This window comes from Microbulbifer maximicatervae (SeqCode), assembly GCF_052467505.1.
This window is the reverse complement of sequence record NZ_CP174313.1, coordinates 2,369,686-2,388,468: the sequence shown is the minus strand read 5'-3', so window position 1 is coordinate 2,388,468 and position 18,783 is coordinate 2,369,686. Positions and strand designations below refer to the sequence as shown.

Annotated in this window: 17 protein-coding genes; 16 read left to right on the top strand and 1 reads right to left on the bottom strand. The window is 49.9% G+C overall.

What is annotated here, in order from left to right; genetic code table 11:
* The first annotated feature begins 35 nt into the window (after nt 1-35).
* The 6 genes from lepB (at nt 36) to acpS (ending at nt 4,155) form a co-directional block, all read left to right on the top strand.
* Complete coding sequence (gene lepB / locus ACJJIN_RS10445) at nt 36-803, top strand: signal peptidase I (RefSeq protein ID WP_413662745.1); 768 nt, start codon at nt 36-38, stop codon at nt 801-803.
* 53 nt (nt 804-856) lie between these two features.
* Nucleotides 857-1,297, top strand: coding sequence for a DUF4845 domain-containing protein (locus tag ACJJIN_RS10440; RefSeq protein ID WP_413662744.1), 441 nt, complete (start codon nt 857-859; stop codon nt 1,295-1,297).
* Nucleotides 1,290-1,970 (top strand): ribonuclease III, encoded by a 681-nt coding sequence (rnc, locus tag ACJJIN_RS10435; RefSeq protein ID WP_444898005.1) that lies wholly within the window; start codon nt 1,290-1,292, stop codon nt 1,968-1,970. Before ACJJIN_RS10440 ends, rnc begins: the two co-directional genes overlap by 8 nt.
* Nucleotides 1,971-2,093: 123 nt before the next feature.
* Complete coding sequence (gene era, locus ACJJIN_RS10430) at nt 2,094-2,993, top strand: GTPase Era (protein ID WP_282931965.1); 900 nt, start codon at nt 2,094-2,096, stop codon at nt 2,991-2,993.
* A gap of 92 nt (nt 2,994-3,085) precedes the next feature.
* Complete coding sequence (gene recO / locus ACJJIN_RS10425; RefSeq protein WP_444898004.1) at nt 3,086-3,772, top strand: DNA repair protein RecO; 687 nt, start codon at nt 3,086-3,088, stop codon at nt 3,770-3,772.
* Nucleotides 3,769-4,155, top strand: a complete 387-nt coding sequence (gene acpS, locus ACJJIN_RS10420; protein ID WP_444898003.1) for a holo-ACP synthase — start codon at nt 3,769-3,771, stop codon at nt 4,153-4,155. Before recO ends, acpS begins: the two co-directional genes overlap by 4 nt.
* Here acpS and ACJJIN_RS10415 read toward each other — a convergent pair.
* Nucleotides 4,152-6,983, bottom strand: coding sequence for a response regulator (locus tag ACJJIN_RS10415; protein ID WP_444898002.1), 2,832 nt, complete (start codon nt 6,981-6,983; stop codon nt 4,152-4,154). The genes acpS and ACJJIN_RS10415 overlap by 4 nt on opposite strands.
* 298 nt (nt 6,984-7,281) lie before the next feature.
* On the opposite strand from ACJJIN_RS10415, the gene cysM reads away from it, so the two are divergent.
* The 10 genes from cysM (at nt 7,282) to ACJJIN_RS10365 (ending at nt 18,720) form a co-directional block, all read left to right on the top strand.
* Entirely contained in the window at nt 7,282-8,178 is an 897-nt protein-coding gene (gene cysM, locus ACJJIN_RS10410; RefSeq protein ID WP_444898001.1) for a cysteine synthase CysM, read from the top strand.
* 639 nt (nt 8,179-8,817) lie between these two features.
* Nucleotides 8,818-11,064: a GTP diphosphokinase gene (relA, locus tag ACJJIN_RS10405; protein ID WP_444898000.1), complete on the top strand. Its 2,247-nt coding sequence runs from the start codon at nt 8,818-8,820 to the stop codon at nt 11,062-11,064.
* A 19-nt stretch (nt 11,065-11,083) separates the two neighbouring features.
* The gene (gene mazG / locus ACJJIN_RS10400) at nt 11,084-11,911 is read left to right on the top strand and encodes a nucleoside triphosphate pyrophosphohydrolase (protein ID WP_444897999.1); all 828 of its coding nucleotides are present in this window, start codon (nt 11,084-11,086) and stop codon (nt 11,909-11,911) included.
* A gap of 176 nt (nt 11,912-12,087) precedes the next feature.
* A complete protein-coding gene (gene adk, locus ACJJIN_RS10395; RefSeq protein WP_282931972.1) occupies nt 12,088-12,741 on the top strand; it encodes an adenylate kinase in 654 nt (217 codons plus the stop codon).
* Nucleotides 12,742-12,910: 169 nt separating this feature from the next.
* The gene (gene hemH, locus ACJJIN_RS10390; RefSeq protein WP_444897998.1) at nt 12,911-13,909 is read left to right on the top strand and encodes a ferrochelatase; all 999 of its coding nucleotides are present in this window, start codon (nt 12,911-12,913) and stop codon (nt 13,907-13,909) included.
* A 266-nt stretch (nt 13,910-14,175) separates the two neighbouring features.
* Nucleotides 14,176-14,973 (top strand): hypothetical protein, encoded by a 798-nt coding sequence (locus ACJJIN_RS10385; RefSeq protein WP_444897997.1) that lies wholly within the window; start codon nt 14,176-14,178, stop codon nt 14,971-14,973.
* Nucleotides 14,974-15,133: 160 nt separating this feature from the next.
* Complete coding sequence (gene tsaB / locus ACJJIN_RS10380) at nt 15,134-15,832, top strand: tRNA (adenosine(37)-N6)-threonylcarbamoyltransferase complex dimerization subunit type 1 TsaB (protein WP_444897996.1); 699 nt, start codon at nt 15,134-15,136, stop codon at nt 15,830-15,832.
* 6 nt (nt 15,833-15,838) lie between these two features.
* A complete protein-coding gene (locus ACJJIN_RS10375; protein ID WP_282931976.1) occupies nt 15,839-16,636 on the top strand; it encodes an undecaprenyl-diphosphate phosphatase in 798 nt (265 codons plus the stop codon).
* A 5-nt stretch (nt 16,637-16,641) separates the two neighbouring features.
* A complete protein-coding gene (locus tag ACJJIN_RS10370; RefSeq protein WP_444897995.1) occupies nt 16,642-17,523 on the top strand; it encodes an NAD(P)-dependent oxidoreductase in 882 nt (293 codons plus the stop codon).
* 66 nt (nt 17,524-17,589) lie between these two features.
* Entirely contained in the window at nt 17,590-18,720 is a 1,131-nt protein-coding gene (locus ACJJIN_RS10365; RefSeq protein WP_444897994.1) for a tRNA-queuosine alpha-mannosyltransferase domain-containing protein, read from the top strand.
* Nucleotides 18,721-18,783: the final 63 nt, after the last annotated feature.

Sequence of the window (18,783 nt, the reverse complement as noted above, 5' to 3'; positions counted from 1 at the left end):
CACGACGAAAAATGAAGGGATAGTAGAGAAAAGTAATGGATATAAATTTACCTCTGATTCTGCTTTGGTTGGTTGTGATTAGTGGCGGAATCTGGTTAGTTGACAGTCTATTTTTCGCCCGTCAACGCAAGAAGAATGTCGGGGACCAGCAAGAAGATCCGATCGTTGTCGAGTACGCGAAGTCTTTCTTCCCGATTCTGGCGATCGTATTTGTTCTGCGCTCTTTTATTGTCGAGCCCTTCCAGATTCCTTCAGGTTCAATGATTCCAACATTGGAAGTCGGGGATTTTATTCTGGTCAACAAGTATGCCTACGGTGTGCGCTTGCCAGTGTCCCGAACCAAGGTAATGGATGTGGGTGAGCCCAAGCGCGGCGATGTCATGGTGTTCTTTCCACCCCACAATAACGATACTTACTACATCAAACGGGTGATTGGGTTACCCGGTGACAAGATAGAGCTGAAGAACAATGTGCTCTATGTCAACGGTGAGATGGCTCGCCAAGAATTGATCCGGGCCATCCCGCCGAGTAACCCGCAAACAGAAGTCATGTGGGAAGATCTCGATGGCTATCGCCACGAGATGCAGAAAAGTGTCCGCCCCCGGCAGTACAGTAACTTTAGTGGTGTAGTGCCGGAAGGGCATTATTTTATGATGGGCGATAACCGCGATAACAGCCTCGATAGCCGGGAGTGGGGCTTTGTCCCAGAGAAGGATATCGTCGGCAAAGCTTTCGCCATTTGGATGCACTGGGACAAGTTGCTCAGTTTGCCCAGCTTTAAGCGTGTAGGCTCAATCCAATAAAGAAACCAGCCGGGCGTTAGCCCGGTTATTTATAAAGGATAGAGGGCATAGTTATGGGTAGTAAACTCAACCTTTCACTGCAGCAGCAGCGCGGTATGAGCTACTGGGGTTGGCTGCTGATTATCGCGATGTTGGGATTTGCTTTGACCTGTGTGTCCAAGATGGCACCGGCCTACGTAGATGCTCGTTACGTTAACGAAGGGCTAAAAACCCTCGGTCAAAACCCAAACCTGGAAGATATGACCACGGGTCAGATTAAAAAAGAGCTGAACCGTTTTTTCCTGGTAAACAATGTGCGCGGAGAGCCTACTAAATCTGTGCAGGTAGTTCGTGGTGCAAAGGGTTCTGTTGTGAGCATCAATTACGAACTGCGCCAGCCGCTGATATACAACGTAGATGTTGTGATGAAGTTTAATAAACAGCTCGACACTGCGAAGCCGGAGCTTTGCTGTGATGCGCTGATCGATCTGGAGCAATTCCGCAAACGTGACTGATCTTTTATTGGAACGCCTTTGCAAGCGCCTCGGCCATGATTTTGATCAGGCCGAGCTGCTTGAGTTGGCTCTTACTCACCGATCCCATGGGAGTCGTAATAATGAGCGCCTGGAGTTTCTCGGCGACTCGATACTCGGGTTCACTATCGGCGCGGCACTTTACGAGCAGTTCCCCAACGGGCGCGAGGGGCAGTTGAGCCGCTTGAGGGCACAATTGGTTAGCGGTGAAACCCTGGCAAAACTTGCGCGGGAGTTGGAAATTGGCGATTGCCTGCGCCTCGGTGAAGGTGAAATGAAAAGTGGCGGCTTTCGTCGGGCATCGATTCTGGCCGATGCCGTAGAGGCTCTTATTGGGGCCATCTATCTGGATGCCGGTTTGGAGGCTGCGCGCGCCCGGGTACTTGAGTGGTTTGCATTGCGCTTGCAGGGCCTATCATTAGAGACCGTGAAGGATCCCAAAACTCGCTTGCAGGAGTGGCTACAGGCTCGAAAAAAACCTCTGCCGGAATATAAAGTCGTAGATGTTTCTGGCGCTGAACACGCACAGCATTTTGTAGTGGAGTGCCGTGTCAGTGGCCTTACGCAGCCTGCAAAAGGCGAAGCCAGCAGTCGCCGTAATGCTGAAAAGACTGCGGCGGTGAAAGCTTATAAGCTCCTCACCGGGCAGGACTAACCTTACAATAGAAACGACGCGCCGGATCCATTTCCCGCATCGTAATGACAGCCCCTTGTATCATTGGGGGCGCTTCTGGCTCCGGGGCTTCCCGGAGACCTCCAACTCTTTCGGAGAAATTTCTTGAGCGAACAACCTTCTCGCTGTGGCTATGTCGCGATTGTCGGCCGCCCCAATGTGGGAAAATCCACACTGTTGAACCACCTGCTGGGGCAGAAACTCGCGATTACTTCGCGCAAGCCGCAGACGACCCGCCACAATATGCTCGGTATTAAAACCGAAGGTCCAAACCAGATCATTTTTGTCGATACTCCGGGTCTGCACTCCGATCAAGAAAAAGCGATTAACCGCTATATGAACCGAGCTGCCGCCAGTGCTGCGCGGGACGTGGATGTAGTGGTGTTTGTTGTAGAGCGCACTCGTTGGAGTGAGGCAGACCAGTTGGTGGCAGATAAGCTGCGTGGTATTAAATGCCCATTAATCATCGCCGTGAACAAGGTGGATCAGCTCGAGGATAAAGCTGATCTACTGCCCCAGCTACAAGCCCTGGCTGAGGAGCATCCAAAAGCTGAAATTGTTCCCATATCAGCCTTGCGCAACGTAAATCTGGATACTTTGGAAGAGGTAATTCTGAAGCACTTGCCCGAGGGGCAGCATTTCTTCCCCGAAGATCAAGTGACTGACCGCAGCTCGCGCTTTCTCGCAGCAGAAATTGTTCGCGAAAAGATTATGCGTCAATTGGGTGCCGAGGTTCCCTACCAAGTTACTGTGGAGGTAGAGGAGTTTGCCCAAGAGGGTAAGGTCTTGCATATCAGCGCTGCTATTTTGGTTGAGCGGGCGGGCCAAAAACGTATCATCATTGGAAATAAGGGCGAGCGAATCAAACAGATTGGCAGCCAGGCTAGAGAAGATATGGAGCGCTTGTTTGATAGCAAGATAATGCTCAATTTGTGGGTGAAGGTGAAATCTGGCTGGTCTGATGATGAGCGGGCTCTGCGCAGTCTCGGTTACAGAGACGAGTAATCATCAGGGCAATTTCCCCTGCACCTATGAAAACGCCTCAACCGCCTCAACCCGCATATATCCTCCATTCGCGGCCCTATAAAGACTCCAGTTTGATCCTGGAGCTTTTCACTCCCGATTACGGCCGGCTGGGCTGTGTCGCCCGTGGGGCCCGCCGTGACAAGCAGCGCCGCCAACAAGCGTTGCAGCCTTTCACCCCGTTGCTTGTCACATTGATGGGAGCGGGTTCACTTAAAACGCTCGGTCCAGTCGAAAATGTTGGTGTACCACTATGGCTCAAGAGCCGAGCGGTTTATGCGGGCCTTTATGCCAATGAACTGATGGTAAGGCTCCTTCCCGAGGGCGAGGCGCATTACACGCTGTTTGCAGCTTATCAGAGCCTGCTGGAATCTCTGTCTCAGCTGGAGGGACTCTCCAACGCTGAACTGGAAGGTCCGCTTCGTCGCTTTGAGTTACAACTGCTCCTGGAGCTCGGTACCTGCCCGTCCCTCAATATTAGCGGCCCGCGAGGAGACCCTGTAAGTGAAGATGGGGTTTATCGCCTGGATGATGAGTGGGGTTTAATTCCTGTTCACCGCTCCAAAGATGAGAGTCTGGGAGAGTGTTTTTTTTCAGGTGCCGAACTATTGGAGATGGACAGCGCTATGAATGGGGGTGGCTGGTCAGGTGACGCTTTAGCACCTGCAAAGCGTCTTACACGTTTATTGTTGAGGAAAGTATTGGGGGATAAGCCTTTGAAGAGCAGAGAGCTTTTTCGACAGGTTTACGGAAAAAAATGATTGTTAGTATTGGCACCGATATTTGTAACTACGACCGTATTGAGGTGGCGTGGCAGCGCTTTGGTGATCGCTTTGTTGAGCGTGTTCTTAGCAGTGCGGAAAGGAAGGACTTTTATGCTATGGCTGAGTCCATCCGCGCTGCATATCTGTGCAAGCGATTTGCGGCGAAGGAGGCTGTAGCCAAGGCCTTGGGCACAGGGATTGGCGAGGGGGTTTCCTGGCAAGACATTGATGTCCGTCGCCGCAAGGGCGCTGCACCGCAGGTGGTACTGGCGGGCGCAGCTGAGGAGAGGGCCGAAAAACTTGGTGTGGACAGAATCCACCTCAGCCTGTCTGATGAAAAAGACTCGGCCCTGGCATTTGTCGTGTTTGAATCCTGCTAGGCAACTACCTCCAGGCCAAAGAGCGCATCCAAGTCTTGTTCAGAAGCCCACTCGCGCAGGGCCCGGATCTCCCTGAGAACAGCATTGAGTTTGCGCTGGTCAAAGGCTAGGGCATCGGAGCCTTGGATAGTGCGCAATGCCTCTTGTAACACGCAAGTTGATTCTCTCAAGCGTGAAACTCCGCAATAGCAGCAGCCACCGTGCATGCGATGAGTGAGTTCGAACATGCCCTTGTAATCCCCAAGGTTGTACAACCTTTCCAGTTCTCTCTCATCTGAACTGAGACCGTCAATCAACATGCGCAGCATGTCCCTGGCCAGCTTGGCATCGCCGTTGGCGAGGGCCAGGCATTCGCCAATGTCTACCAGGCGCATCTCCTCAATCTTCACTTTTTCTGCGGCCTGGGGAGTGATGATCTTAAGCCAGCGCTTGATCATATGGGAGAGCTGGGCCTCGCTAACAGGCTTGCTTAAGTAGTCGTCTAGTCCCGCAGACAGCAGGCGTGCTTTTTCTTCGGCGCCGGCGTGGGCGGTGAGGGCAATGATTGGAGTACGGCGGCCGGTCTCCTGCTCACGAATCAGACGTGTAGCTTCGATACCATCCATCTCGGGCATTTGAATATCCATAAATACCAGGTCGAAAGCTCCCTGCTGCCAGAGCTGTAGAGCTTCTTCGCCGCTTGCTGCAATAACGACTTCTACATCTTGTGCTCGCAGAAGTTCGCCAACCAGTCGGCGGTTTGCCGCGTGGTCATCCACTGCCAACACACGCGGTGGTGCAGGCCACGGTAGCGCCTGTACCCCGCCATTAACCCGCTGTTGCCCCTGCTGTGGTACTGCTCGTTTCAGGGATCGCAGCAAATTGTCTCGGGTGACGGGTTTGCTAAGGAAAGTGAGAGTGCGGGTGCGCAGTTGGTCGTAGCAGCGACGCAATTCAGCGGGTGGGCCCAGAACGATCACGCGGCACTGATAGGTATCAACCAGCGACTGCACTTTGCTACTGAAATTATCAAAATCACCTTTGGCAGTAGCTGTATCGATAATAACCGCATCCGGTAGGGCATCGTGCCGCCACATTTGCTCGATTGCCGGTTGCAGAGTATCGGTATCGCCGAGTTCTATGGGCTCCACTTGCCATTGGCTGAGTAGCTGGGCTACCTGGGTCCGTGTAACTGGGTTGGGGTCTGCAAGTAAAATTCGGCAGCCAGGATATTGAATACGCGGATACATGCCTCGATTACGTTCAGCCTGGAGGGAAATTTGCACCCAACAGGTGTTGCCGTCATTGGCTGTTTCTTCAATACCTGTGCAGCCGCTCATTCTCTCGACTAGGCTGCGGGCTATAGACATCCCTAAACCATTTGCGCTGATTTGTTGGGTGAGCTGTGGGGACTTGCTAGTGAGGATGTTCTCGATTTCACGGCGACCAGCCTCGTCAAGACGGTTACCCAGGCCGGTAACCGAAATACGGAGTACAAGTTCTGAGTTATTAATGCTATGTACTGACAAGCGCACAGGGATATTGCCATTTGCTGAGCTGCGCACCGCGTTACCGATCAAGTTTGTAAGTATTTGCTTAATTCGCAACGGGTCTCCGATTAAAGTGGGAGGGAGTTGAGAATCGATCAAGGGCACCAGTTCCAGATGGTGCTCATAGGCGTTTGGGGCCAGTATTTGCAGGGTCTCTTCAAGTAGTAAGCCAAGGTCCATAGGGATATGGTCAAGGACCAGGTTGCCGGACTCAATGCGGGAAAAGTCCAGGATGTCGTTGATGGTAGTCAACAGGTTTTCCGATGAACGTAAAATGGTTTGCAGGTAATCCTGCTGTAGCTCATCAATTCCAGTTTTTAACAACAGGTTGGTAAAACCGATAATGCCATTTAAAGGTGTGCGAATCTCGTGACTGGTATTGGCTAGGAACGTCGATTTAATCCTGCTTGCTTCCTGCGCCCTTTTACGTGCTAAGTCCAGCTCAATATTTTGTTCTTCCATACTGTCCAGGGATTGGCGCAGGTCATCCATAGACTGGAGCAAGTTGGCTTTGTATTCCTGTTGGTAACTGGACAGGTTTTCAGCCATCTCGTTAATTTGGTTTCCCAGTTGAGCGAGTTCTCGATTCTCCGTTTCATGGGTGCGTCGATCAAACTCACCTCTGCCAATCGCCTCCAGAGTATGCCCCATTCTAATCAGGCTGTGAGCAAAGCGCTCAGACATGATGACCGACCAGGCCAGCGCGGCTAGGGTACAGAGAATCAACCCCACCAAACCTACGAGTAAAACTTGGTAAGTTCCCACCAGGAAATAGGGGCGATGTAGCTCAATACTTATCCAGCAGGTGGTGATATCGCCTTTCAATGGCTGTAAAACCTGAAGGGTCTCATCATCTTCAAAAATAAAGGGTTCGCGCTTGTTAAGGGTGTCCCTACTAATGGGGCTGCGTGGACGCGGCCCGACACTGGCCAGCAAGCTGAGTCCGGTGCTGGGGTTGAGGGCTAGCTTGGGGCTGGGTTCGGTGGAGTAGACATGAACAGATCTGACCATATCTTTTTCCAGCATTAGCGCCAGCAAACTTTTACGCAGCCATTCCATTCTAAGTTCAGCTGGATGGCCCCCGCTCATCTCAATTAGTTCAGCTAGCTGTTCGGCGCTGGCTCGACCGTGGCTTAATAGTAATTGGCGACGATCGTGCATTTGCTGCAGGGTGAAAACGAGAGCGAGGAGCAAGGACAGAATTAGTGCGGGTGCTACAGTAAGGCGAAATACCAGGGTTCGTAAGGATCGAGGTTGCTCTGGTTCCTCGATTGAGAGAATAGGGTTGCCTGGGGCCATGTTAAGAGGGGCCTTGTACGATTATTTTTCCCTCATTTTACCGTTATGTACATCTGAGCGCACTCATTCACTTATCAGAAAACGCTTCTTTTTTGTCACAATATGCGCGTTTTAGAGGCTCAAAGATTCACTTTGCCAAGATTAGATAGCGCGGCATAGCCATCTGAATAATACCGCTTCAGGTATATCTCCCTTAATAACCTGGGTAGGGAGTAGACCAAAGTAGACGGTATTTAGTGCATAGTACCGCTTGCTGTACACTTGGACCCCGCGAGATTTTTCTGGAATTTATTGCATTATGGATTATCCAACAATTGCTGACTGCGTAGGCAATACCCCGCTGATTAAACTACAGCGCCTGCCAGGTGATACCAGTAATACTGTTTTGCTCAAGCTGGAAGGCAATAACCCTGCGGGTTCGGTAAAAGACCGCCCGGCACTTTCAATGATCAACCATGCGGAAGCTGCAGGATATATTTCTCCAGGAGATACCCTGATTGAAGCGACCAGCGGTAATACGGGAATTGCCCTGGCAATGGCTGCAGCGATTAAGGGCTATCAAATGATATTGATTATGCCCGACAGTGCTACCGAGGAGCGCAAGGCTTCAATGACAGCTTATGGCGCTGAGTTGATATTGGTTAGCGCTGAAGAAGGTATGGAGGGTGCGCGGGACTTAGCTTTGCAAATGCAAGAGGATAAAAAAGGATTGGTACTGAACCAGTTTGCCAATAGCGATAATCCCCTGGCTCACTATGAGGGAACCGGTCCGGAGATTTGGCAGCAGACCTCTGGAACGGTGACTCACTTTGTCTCCTCAATGGGTACAACCGGTACCATTATGGGATGCGGGCGTTACTTGAAGGAGCAAAATCCCGATATTCAAATCGTTGGATTGCAGCCAACTGAAGGCTCCAGTATTCCGGGGATTCGCCGTTGGCCGGAGGCATACTTACCTAAGATTTTTGTTCCTGAGCAAGTGGATATGGTCATGGATATGGACCAGCGAGAAGCTGAGGATATGACTCGCAGGCTAGCGAAGGAAGAGGGTATTTTTTGTGGCGTTTCCTCTGGAGGGGCGGTAGCCGGTGCTTTAAGGCTGTCTGCGCAGCTAGAAAATGCGACGATTGTTGCAATTGTCTGTGATCGTGGAGATCGTTATTTATCTTCAGGACTTTTTGCCTCCCCAAAATAGTTCTTACTTTTATTCTCTAATTTATCTTATTTTATTGATCAATGCTGGAAATAAAGTGCTTTAACTCCAGCATTGTGCCTGATATCTACTAGCAAAAACTTTGTGAGATTCGCAGCTTTGTAAAGTGATTCGCCAATCAATCTACAATCATCTCTCTTGCCCCTTTTTTTGGGGGGAGCCTCTAATCCTCCTGCTATATGTGCATTGCCAGTTAAAAAAGCAATAACTAAGCCGGTAAATACAAAAAAACTGATAGTTTGTAAAGTTCGGTAAAGCCTTGTTTTGTGTTCATGTAGAGGTGGAGAAATTCACTTTTAAGTAACAAATGCAACCTGTTCACTTCTCTCGATATTCCCCAATATCACAATTTTAGTTTTCTATAGGCATTGGTTTTGCAGGTTTACTGTTGGTTAAAAGGTCAACAAGCTGGACAAGACTTATACCTTCCCACTCAAATTGGTACGAAAAACTGCTGAATTTCGCGCAGCTTATTGAAATGTATACAGAAAATCATGGACTTTGGTGAGTTCAAACCTATGATAGAGAAGCGCTTAATCCAGCATGAGCACTGAGTAAATGTGCTGCTAAGCCAGGTAACGACAAAATTATGCCAATAACACAAATGACTCTTGTTAAAAGATGGTTCAAGTAAGAAAGCATCATTCCTTTGGTGGAGAAGGTGAACTCGACCTTGAATCCTGGTTGCGCCATGTACAGAAGCTCGCGGGCCTGGATGGTTCTGCGATAGTAACTTTGCGGCGCGCAGCTGAGGTGAGTGCCGAAGCAGAACAGCGCGCAATTGAGGCGGAAAATATCTGGGCTGAGGGCGCTAGCAGTTTTGCCTCAGGCCTTGAGATGGCTGAGATTCTCGCCGACTTACAAATAGACTCAGAAGCACTTGTCGCGGCGGTGCTGTACCGTGCCGTACGTGAAAAACGCCTGCCACTGCAAGCTGTGGAAAAAGAATTTGGTGAGCGAGTTGCCAAGTTGATTCGTGGTGTTTTGCGTATGGCTGCGATTCGCAGTCGCAGCGCAGATACCGGAGAAGAGAGCCCGAGTGGTGCGGTAGAGGAACATTCAGAGAATATCCGGCGTATGCTGGTGGCATTGGTCGACGACGTGCGAGTCGCTTTGATCAAACTCGCTGAGCGCACCTGTGCCATTCGTGCTGCAAAAAACTCAGAGCCGGCTAAACGCCAGAGAGTTGCTCGTGAAGTGGCCGATGTTTATGCACCCCTTGCCCATCGCCTGGGAATTGGTCATATCAAATGGGAATTGGAAGACCTATCATTTCGCTATCTTGAGCCGGAAGATTACAAGCAGATTGCTCGCTTGCTGGATGAGAAAAGACTGGCTCGGCAGCAGTATATTGATGAGGTATTGGAGCTATTGCGCTCTGAACTCGAGCGCGCCCATATTGAAGGTGATGTCTACGGGCGAGCAAAGCATATCTATAGTATCTGGCGGAAAATGCGCCGGAAAAATATCGGCTTCTCCCAGGTTTATGATATTCGCGCAGTGCGTATTCTTGTCCCAACAGTAAGGGATTGCTATGCGGTTCTGGGTATAGTGCACAACCTCTGGCGCAACATACCGAATGAATTCGATGATTATATCGCCTCCCCCAAAGAAAACGGTTATCGCTCTCTGCACACGGCTGTAATTGGCCCCGAGCGAAAGGTGCTTGAGGTTCAGATCCGAACTTTTGCTATGCATGAAGAGGCGGAATACGGTGTTTGTGCTCACTGGCGTTACAAGGGCACTGATCTTAAGAGCGAGAGTAAAGATAGCTACGAGCAAAAAATATCCTGGTTGCGTCAGGTGCTCGACTGGCATGAAGAGGTGGGAGGTAACCCACTACAAGATGATTTACGCTCCAGTGAGGCAGATTCACGTATTTATGTATTTACCCCCGGCGGTCATGTTGTAGACCTGCCTCGGGGTGCAACACCATTAGATTTTGCCTACAAGATCCATACAGAAATTGGTCACCGTTGTCGCGGGGCTAAAGTAGATGGCCGAATCGTGCCGCTCAACCACCGGTTGGAGACAGCCAATCAGGTTGAAATCCTCACAGGAAAACTCGAAGCGCCGAGTCGCGATTGGCTCTCTTCGGGCATGGCCTATATCACTACCTCCCGTGCCCGAGCCAAGATTATTCACTGGTTTAAGCAGCAGGCTCGGGATCAGAATATCGCCGATGGCCGCAGTATTCTCGACCGGGAATTTAAGCAGCTGGCGCTGAGTGATTTCGATTTCGATAAGTTGGCAGCCAAGCTCAACATGCATTCCCTAGAGGACCTCTATGCGGCAGTGGGTGCCGGTGATATAGGCGTGGGTCAGGTTCTCAACGCAGCCCAGCGAATGGTGAAGGTCGACAATGTGCCTCGGGTACCATCGCTGACGGCTCCAGTTGCCCGGGGAGAAGGCAAGGCAGATGTCTATATCGACGGAGTGGGTAATTTGCTCACCCACATTGCCGGCTGTTGTAACCCCGTTCCAGGCGATGAAATTATGGGGTATATCACCCTTGGGCGCGGGGTTTCTATACATCGTAAAGACTGCGCAAATATGCTGCGTATGCAGGTTGAGGAGTCTGAAAGGGTACTCCAGGTAAGTTGGGCGGAAAAACCCCGCGAACTTTACGCCGTTGAAATTATGATCGAAGCCTACGATCGCCAGGGCCTGTTGCGGGATGTCACGGTGATGCTGGACAGTCAGAAAATTAATATTACCGCTATGCAAACCCGCTCTAATAAGAACAAGCATACGGTAGAAATGATCGTGACTGCTGAGATCCACAACTTTGAAGAGTTGAGCCAAGTTTTACATCGGATCAATCAACTGCCCAATGTGGCAGCGGCAAAGCGGCGAATTCTGCGCTGAACGTTGAGTAAGGAATAACGTGGAAAAGAATTACTCTGTGGAGGACCTCCTCCACTTGATGGCTCAGCTTCGCAGCCCTGAGGGCGGTTGCCCTTGGGACCTGAAACAGGACTTTGCCAGTATTGTCCCCTCTACGATTGAAGAGGCCTATGAGGTAGCAGAGGCTATTGAGCAGGAAGACTTTGAGCACCTGCACGAAGAGCTTGGAGATCTGCTCTTCCAAGTCATTTTTTATGCCCAGTTAGGGCGTGAGAAAGACCACTTTGATTTCCCCCAGATTGTTGACACTTTGGTACGCAAACTAGTGCGCAGGCATCCCCATGTCTTTCCAAGTGGAACCCTCTACGGCGACCGCTCTGCCGAAGCTCTTGATGAAGCTGAAGTAAAGAGGAATTGGGAGGCGATTAAAGAGGCCGAACGCACTGCCAAAGGGGATGCAGGAACCCTGGCAGGAGTAGCTGTGGGTCTTCCGGCTTTGACGCGTGCGGCCAAATTACAGAAGCGCGCCTCCCGTGTCGGTTTTGACTGGCCCAATATTGATGGTGTCCTCGATAAGATTGAGGAAGAGGTTGCAGAGTTGCGGGAGGCCGTGACAAATGGGGATACGGAGCATGCAAAGGAGGAGCTGGGGGATCTGCTTTTCTCTTGTGTGAATGCATCCCGCCACCTGAAGGTTGATCCTGAGGCAGCTTTGCGGGGGTGTAGCAGGAAATTTGAGCGGCGTTTTGGTTATGTTGAGTCCAGTTTACACAGTGAAGGTCGGCAAGTATCAGAGGCAACGCTGGAGGAACTGGACAGACTTTGGGACAAGGCCAAAGTTCAGCGGAAGCCCGGTGCTGATAGCTAGGGATCTTAACAGGCTTACATAGAGCGGAGCTTTAAGCCCCTTTTAGTACTCTGTGGTTTGTATGGATTGTGGGGGTATCGGTAGCAATCTTGCCCAATCTGAGGTGTGAGTGTAAGGTAGCGCTCTTTTAGCGCGGCGGCTTTTGGTTCGTCGATAGTATTGGAGGCTTACTGAACATGCGAATTATTCTCTTGGGCGCGCCGGGAGCCGGCAAGGGCACTCAGGCTCAATTCATAACAGAGAAGTTCGGCATTCCGCAGATCTCCACCGGCGATATGCTTCGCGCTGCGGTGAAGGCGGGTACCCCTCTTGGCCTACAGGCCAAGGATGTTATGGACGCGGGAAAATTGGTTTCTGACGACCTGATCATTGCGTTAGTTAAAGAGCGCATTGCCCAGGAAGACTGCGCTAAAGGGTTCCTGTTCGATGGTTTCCCTCGCACCATTCCCCAGGCTGAAGCCCTTCTGGAAGCCGATGTACATATCGATCATGTTCTGGAGATCGCTGTTGACGATGAAGAAATCGTAAAGCGTCTCTCGGGCCGCCGGGTTCATGAAAACTCTGGTCGCGTCTATCACATCGTATACAACCCGCCCAAGGCTGAGGGTGTCGATGATGTGACTGGCGAGGCACTGATCCAGCGTACAGATGATACTGAAGAAACTGTTCGCAACCGTTTGGCGGTTTATCACGAGCAGACGGCACCGCTGGTAGGCTTCTATCGCGAGCTGGAAGCACGCTCTCCTGAAGCGGCTCCCAAGTACAGCAAGGTAATGGGTGTTGGCGGTATGGATGAGATTCGCGAGAAAGTGTTGGAAGCTCTCAGCTGAGATCATCGCTAACATTTTTTAAAAGCCCCCACTTGGGGGCTTTTTTGTATCTCCAGAAGTGATATAGAGCGAGTTGATCACGGCGGTATTGGCCTGGCAGTATGCGCTCTTCCCTGCCCGATAACTGGCAGGATTTCTTGAAAGGATAAGATTTCTAACGGGGCGGTTTATGTCTACGGCAATAATTTTGATGAATTTAGGTACTCCAGCTGAGCCCACACCTACAGGAGTAAGAAGTTTTTTGCGGGAATTCCTTTCAGATCCGAGGGTTGTCGAGATACCGCGGCCAATCTGGCTGACCATATTGAACTGCTTGGTACTGCCTTTTCGTCCACAACGTATTGCCCCTGCCTATGCGGAAATATGGAATAGCAGTGCAGATGAAACAAAAGTGGAAGGATCGCCGCTTCTCTACTATACGCAGAAGCAAGCAGAGCTGTTGCAGCAGCGTTTAAAAGTAAAAGGTTGCGATGTCGCTGTTGAATATGCCATGACTTATGGTGAGCCCCGCCTCGACAACACCATAGAAACTCTGCGCAAGAAAGGTTTTGAGTCTTTTATAGTGCTTCCCCTATATCCCCAATATTCGGCTACCACAACTGCAGCAATTTATGATCAGGTGGCGCAAATTTTTCGCAATAGTCGCGATATTCCGGATATTTCTCTGATTCGAGATTATTACCAAAATCCCCTCTACATAAAATCCCTGGCCAATTCAGTAAAAGAACACTGGGAAAAAGCAGGGCCAGCGGAAAAATTGTTACTTTCATTTCACGGTATCCCAAAAGCCAATGTTGATAAGGGGGACCCCTATTATCGCCATTGCATGGAAACCGCACGGTTATTAGCGGATGAACTAGAAATCAGTGAGGATAAGTGGCAAGTCACATTTCAATCGCGCTTTGGTAAGGCAGAGTGGTTGCAGCCATACACCGATAAGACCCTTATTGAATGGGGTAAAACAGGAGTTAGTAGTGTCGATGTAATTTGCCCGGCTTTTTCTGCGGATTGCCTGGAAACATTGGAAGAAATTTCGGTAGAGAATCGCGCTAATTTTATTGATGCTGGGGGCAGTGACTACCGATATATTCCTGCATTAAATTTGCGTGAGGATCATATAGAGGCGCTTGCGGGAATTGTGCAAACTAAGCTCAATGGGACAAAATAATTTCTACCAAAGTGCTAAAACGGGACCCAAAAGTGAAAATTGATAAGAAAAATATACTTTTTTTATAAAAAGTTTCTCATTTTTCGCTTTTTTACTTGCAATGCCGGGTATTTTTATTAACTTTGATAAAGTTGTATCGAAATAGGCGGTGCGGCGCTCTGCATAAGTAATAAAAACGGCCGATTCCAGTTTTTATTCGATAGCTAAAAGGCAATGCTGCCGGCACACTTTTGGATGTACTTCTTCTTTCAGTGAGGAGACAAGGGATGGCAAGAGTAGTAAAAAAAGGTACACGCGCGAAACGAGCAACTAGTGCGACCGCAGCGTCGCCAGCGGTCGTGAAAGCGCAGAAGGCGGTAGATTCAGCGACCAAATCGCTGGATGCGCAAATGGACCGTGTTGCTAAGGCTAAGGCTCGAGCGCAGAAAAGTAATGCGGCAACAGCGAAAACTTCGCTGGCCAGTGCCAATAGTAAGGCAAAGGATTTACGCGCCAAGCTGGCAGCGGCAAAGATGGATCTTGCCAAAGCTAAGGCTATGGATGCCGTACATATGGCTGAAGCTGCTGCAAAAGAAAAGGTGGAAAGTCTCTCTAAGAGCCTCTCCAGCAAAGCAGATAAAGAGTTAGCTGCCGCACTCAAGGCATTTGAAACACGCTGGGTAAAAACCAAAGAAAAGGCTCATGCCAAGAAATTGAAGGCTGCTGAGAAGAAGGCTGAAGCTAAGGTTAAAGCAGCTGCAAAGAAAGCTGCCGCTAAAGTTAAAGAGTTAGAGAAGAAGGCTAAAGCCAAATTAAAAGCCGAAACTCAAAAGGCCAAGAAGAAACCTGCAGCCAAGGCCACAGCAGCGAAAAAGCCCGGACGCCCCAAGAAGGCCGCTACAGCGACGGCGAAAAAAGCCGGCCGTCCAAAGAAGGCAACTTCAGCGGCTAAGCCAGCAAAAAGAGTCGGACGACCCAAGAAAGCGACTGCGACAGCAGCTGCTAAGAAGGCTCCAGCCCGTCGCGGCCGTCCACCGAAGGCTGGTGCTGCCCGTCGAGGTCGGCCACCGAAAAAGGCCGCCTAGGGTCATATATATGGGCTCAACGATGTGAACTTTGGCAGGCTCCTCATAAACCCCGGTTAGTCCGGGGTTTTTTAGTTGCGGATTGCGATATTGGGCATGACTCCCCTCCGCTCCCGTGCCACAATTCCCTCCCTTTTTTATGACCAGGATTAAGAACGCTGTGAAAATACTTGCCCTGGATACAACGTCGGGCGCCTGTTCTGTTGCTCTCATATCTGATGGCCAGCTGATTGAGCGTTTTGTACAGGCAGAGCGCGATCACACTCGTCGCCTTTTGCCAATGGTGGATGACGTTCTCGCAGAAGCCGGCATAAAGCTGGCAGGCCTGGATGCTCTTGCTGTCAGCCGCGGGCCGGGGTCATTTACTGGTCTCCGTATAGCAATTAGTAGTGTGCAGGGGTTGGCTTATGCTGCAGATCTACCAGTGGTTCCGGTTTCCAGCCTCGCAGCCCTAGCACTTGGAGCTCGGCGATCGCACCCGGACTGGGGACAGTCACCGGTCGTGGCAATGCTGGATGCTCGTATGCAACAAGTATATTGGGGGGTTTACTCCAGTGACTCTCCCTGCGATAGCTTGATCCCGGAGGCGGTACAGAACCCGGAGGAGGTTCTGCTGTCTTTAGAGAAATCGGAGATTTGTACTCCGATCTATGGGGCGGGCCCGGGATTACATTATGAGGCTTTTGAAGGGGCGTTATTGGCTGCCGTTGATCAAGCCAGTCTCATTCACGCTCGGGATATAGCGCAGCTGGCAGTACCACTATGGGAGCAGGGTCATACAGTGACCGCTGAAGAGCTTGAGCCTGTTTATTTGCGCAATGAAGTGACTTGGAAGAAAAGACAAAAAATCCGATCTTAATAACACATGGAAACATTTCAGATTGTAATTTTGGCCCTGATACAGGGGCTGACAGAGTTTCTGCCCATCTCCAGTTCCGCGCACTTGATCTTACCTTCTGAGGTATTGGGTTGGCAGGACCAGGGGCTGGCCTTCGATGTTGCTGTTCATTTTGGCTCTTTACTGGCAGTAGTTTTCTATTTCCGCAAAGATATTTGGGTGCTGATTAGGGATGGTCTAGGAGGATTTACGGATAAACAATTTACCGATGAGGGGCGGCTGGCCTGGTTAATTGTTCTCGCCACTATACCTGTGGGACTGATAGGCCTGGTATTCAAAGGGTTCATAGAAACTCACCTGCGTTCAGCCGGTGTTATCGCTGCTACGACTATTGGCTTTGGTATTTTACTCTGGTGGGCTGATGCAAAGGGGCGCAGGGTCGAATCTCTAGCCCAGTTAAATTGGAAAAAAGCACTTCTGATTGGCTTATCACAGGTGTTGGCCCTAATCCCTGGCACCTCCCGCTCTGGTATCACAATGACTGCTGGTTTGATGCTTGGCATGAAGAGAGAGGCTGCAGCGCGCTTTTCGTTCCTGATGTCTATTCCTGTTATTGCCCTCAGCGCTATTTTGTTAACGATTGAATTACTTGCGCTGGAAAGTGTTCCATGGAATGACTTGCTGCTTGGTACCGTTTTATCTTGTATTAGTGCTTATTTGTGTATTCATTTTTTCCTTCAATTTATTAGCCGCATTGGGATGGCTCCATTCGCGATTTATCGCTTGGTTCTCGGTGTAATACTTATTTGGATGGTATGGGGGTAGAGGAAATGGCAACAGTTGCATTTATTGGCTTGGGGGTGATGGGATATCCCATGGCGGGGCATCTTTCTAATGCTGGCCACATGGTGCGAATTTACAATCGCACTGTTAGCCGTGCGGATCAATGGCTACAAGAATATGATGGAGAGAGCTTTGCAACGCCCGCTGAAGCCGCAAAGGGCGCGGAGGTTGTTTTTGCCTGTGTAGGCAATGACAACGATCTCCGCCAGGTGGTGACAGGAGAGCAGGGGGCATTCACGAGTATGGGTGACGGGGCTTTGTTTGTAGATCATACAACAGCCTCTGCCAATGTTGCTCGGGAATTGGCAGTTGCAGCCAGCGAAAAGGGAATCGGTTTTCTGGATGCACCTGTCTCTGGAGGCCAGGCCGGCGCTGAGAATGGTGCTTTAACGGTTATGTTTGGGGGAGATAAGGCAGACTTTGATAAAGTGCAACCTCTTATCGACTGTTATGCGCGGGCAAGCAACCTGATGGGGCCAGTAGGTAGCGGCCAGCTGTGTAAAATGGTCAATCAAATTTGTATCGCGGGTGTCGTTCAGGGGCTTGCTGAAGGTTTACATTTTGCCAAGGCAGCTGGCCTCGATGGAGAGCAGGTTGTCAATGTGATATCCAAGGGGGCGGCACAGAGCTGGCAAATGGAAAACCGCTCAAAAACTATGTTAGCTGGCGAGTATGACCACGGTTTTGCTGTGGACTGGATGCGTAAGGATTTGGCTATAGTCCTTCAAGAGGCACAACATAACGGAGCTTTACTGCCCGTAACTGCCCTGGTAGATCAGTTTTATAGTGAGGTACAAGCTATTGGTGGTGCTCGTTGGGATACTTCCAGCTTGTTTGCACGATTAATGAATGTGCGCTCTTTCGATTAATCCCTCCAATCAATAGTTACCGGGGTTAAGTTTGATCCCGGTGCCGCTTCTTCTTGTTACTATTTAATGAAAGTTTTATTACTCTCCGCTTATGATGCGGACAGTCACAAGCGTTGGCGTAAAGGGCTGGTAGCGGCATTTTCTGATTGGCAATGGACCGTACTAACCTTACCACCGCGATACTTTAGCTGGCGAATTCGCGGTAATAGCCTTTCCTGGGGCCGAGGGGAAACTGCGCAAATATTGAAGCAGCGTTGGGACCTTATTGTTACAACCTCAATGACCGATCTAAGTGCCTTGCGCGGTTTAGTTCCCGAAATCGTTGGGGTGCCTACAGTTGTATATTTTCATGAGAATCAATTTGCTTACCCAGTGAGCTCTGATGCGTTTCGATCGGTAGAACCCCAGTTGTTGAATATTTACACGGCCTTGTCCAGTGATCTGGTCTTGTTCAACTCTGAATACAACCGCAGTACCTTGTTAGGAGGAGTAAAGAAATTACTCAAGCGCTTTCCTGATTGTGTTCCTCCCGGAATTTGTGAGGAGATTGAGGAAAAGTCGCGACTTCTTCCTGTGCCAATAGAAGACATCGTTTTTGATAGTGCGAAAACTGAAGAGGCCTTTTCCTGGAGCTCCTGCGCAGAGAGCATTTATGGGGGCGGGATAGGTCAAGATACTTTGATTATCAGTTGGGCGGCCCGTTGGGAATATGACAAAGGCGCGGACCGATTGCTGGATATCCTTCGGGGCTTGAAAGCCAGAAATGTTAAGTTTCTTGTTAATCTAATGGGGCAGTCATTTCGTAATAGCCCTGCTGAGTTTGCTCAAATACAAGAAGAGTTTGCCGACCATTTATTGGTACTCGGGTATCTCGAAAGCGCTGAAGACTATCGTCAAGTACTGCGACATAGCCATATATTCCTTTCTACGGCTTACCATGAATTCCAGGGGCTGGCGGTGATGGAAGCAGCTATTCTTGGTGCGACTCCACTGGTGCCAGATGAACAGTGCTACCCAGAGTTCTATTCCGAAAACTTCTGTTATTCAGACTGTAATGATGCAGTAAAAAAGCTGGAATCAATGTTTTTGTCAATTCTATCGGGTTCAAAATTAAAAAAAGTTGATTTAAGTAATTTCTCAGGGAAAGTGATTTGGGCAGAATATAGGAAGCAGTTCTTAAATCTGGTTCAGAGTTAGACCGGCTACTATAGAAGGCGGGTTTATAAAGGCTCCCAAAGTTATTGGTGAGTAAAAGCAGCG